Source organism: Mycobacterium sp., assembly GCF_049673265.1.
Lineage (GTDB): Bacteria > Actinomycetota > Actinomycetes > Mycobacteriales > Mycobacteriaceae > Mycobacterium.
In genome coordinates, this window is sequence record NZ_JBATXN010000586.1 from 1 (window position 1) to 1,558 (window position 1,558).

Genomic DNA, 1,558 nt, shown 5'->3' on the forward strand with positions numbered 1-1,558 from the left:
GGCCAATGGGCACAGCGATGCGCAGTGGGCATTACAGACTGCCCGACGGTGGGGTGCTGCGGGTGGACTTTGAGATGGGGCGTTGGGTGGGCACGCTCTACGCGCCCTCCATGACGATGAAGACACAAATCGTCGGTAGTGATGCCCAGGTTCACGCCTGGGCCGCTGGCCTCGCGGCATAACGCTTCCCTCGGCATTCGGTTTAGTCGGGATTGCGCGCCAAGGCGGTGTCCGCCCAGCGAAGAACGTGCCGCCCCCGGGGAGAGGGGGCCCGGGGACGGCCAGATCATTCGGAGACGGACTAGGCTTCTTCCGCGGTGAAGAGGACGTCGGGGTTGAGGATGCCCGCCGGGTCAAAACTTTGTTTGATGCGGCGCATGAGGTCGACCTTGACCGGGTCTTCGAGCTGGAGGAAGTACGGAGTTTTGGCCCGACCAAGACCGTGTTCGCCGGAGATTGCGCCGCCCAATTCCATTGCCAGCACGAAGATGTCGGTCATCAGCTTCTTCTTTTTCTCCGGGTCCTTGCAGATGATGGCCAAGTGCACGTTGCCGTCGCCCGCGTGCCCGCAGCCGGCTGCGGCAGCTCCCGCAGTCGCGGCCAGATCGCGTGCGGCGGAAAGGAATTTCGGCATCGCGGAGCGCGGCACAACGGTGTCGATGATGTCGTCTGCGCCGATCGCTTTTGCCGTCCAAAACGCCTTTTCGCGCGCCTCGATCAGCTTGCGTGCTGAGCCTCCTTCCAGCACGTAGGCGTCGACGGCACCCAGCTCGGCGACCAGCTCACCGGCCCGCTCGACATCCTCGTCGAGTCGGTCCGCAGTGCGGTTCTCAAGCGCCACAACGAGATACGCCTGACAGCTATCGCGGACTTTGTCGGGAATCCCGAGCTCCAGGTTCTGGGTATGAACGAGTGCGGCCATCGTCATGTTGTCGATGTACTCGAGGATGTAGGGCACCAGCCCGCTGGCGAGGATCTTCGGTACTGCCTCCATGACTTGGTCGAAGTCGGCGAACGGGGCGAGCACGGTGGCGCTGTGGTCGAGGCGCGGATGAAGCTTGACGGTCACCTCGGTGGCCAAGGCCAGGGTGCCTTCGGAGCCGACGATGAGCTGGGTCAGGTCGTAGCCGGTGGACACCTTGGCGATCTTGCCGCCGGTGCGGATGATCTCGCCGGTCGGCAACACCGCCTGCAACCCGAGCACGTTATGGCGGGCGATCCCATACTTGACCGCGCGCATCCCGCCGGCGTTGGTGCCGACGTTGCCACCGACGCTGGAGGATAGCTCGCCCGGATGGACCATGTAGCGCAGCCCGGTGTCGGCGGTCGAGGCGTCCAGTTCGGTGAGAGTCACCCCGGGTTGGACGACGGCGACCTGGTTGGTCGTATCGACCTCCAGGACCGCGTTCATCCGCTCGAAGCAGATCACCAGCCCGCCGTCGCGCGGGATCGCCGCGCCCGACAAGCCGGTCCCGGACCCGCGGGCCGTCACTGGAACTTTGTGCTCGGCGGCCGCTTTGAGTAGCTGCGCTACCTGTTCGGCGGTAGCCGGTTTGGC

2 protein-coding genes are annotated in these 1,558 nt (G+C 65.0%); one reads left to right on the forward strand and one right to left on the reverse strand.

The features are described from left to right. Positions 1-182: hypothetical protein (locus WBF82_RS19900; RefSeq protein ID WP_424384658.1), on the forward strand; the 182-nt coding region annotated here is incomplete at its 5' end. Positions 183-301: 119 nt separating this feature from the next. On the opposite strand, the gene WBF82_RS19905 is transcribed toward WBF82_RS19900, so the two are convergent. Beyond that, positions 302-1,558: FAD-binding oxidoreductase (locus WBF82_RS19905; RefSeq protein WP_424384659.1), on the reverse strand; the 1,257-nt coding region annotated here is incomplete at its 5' end.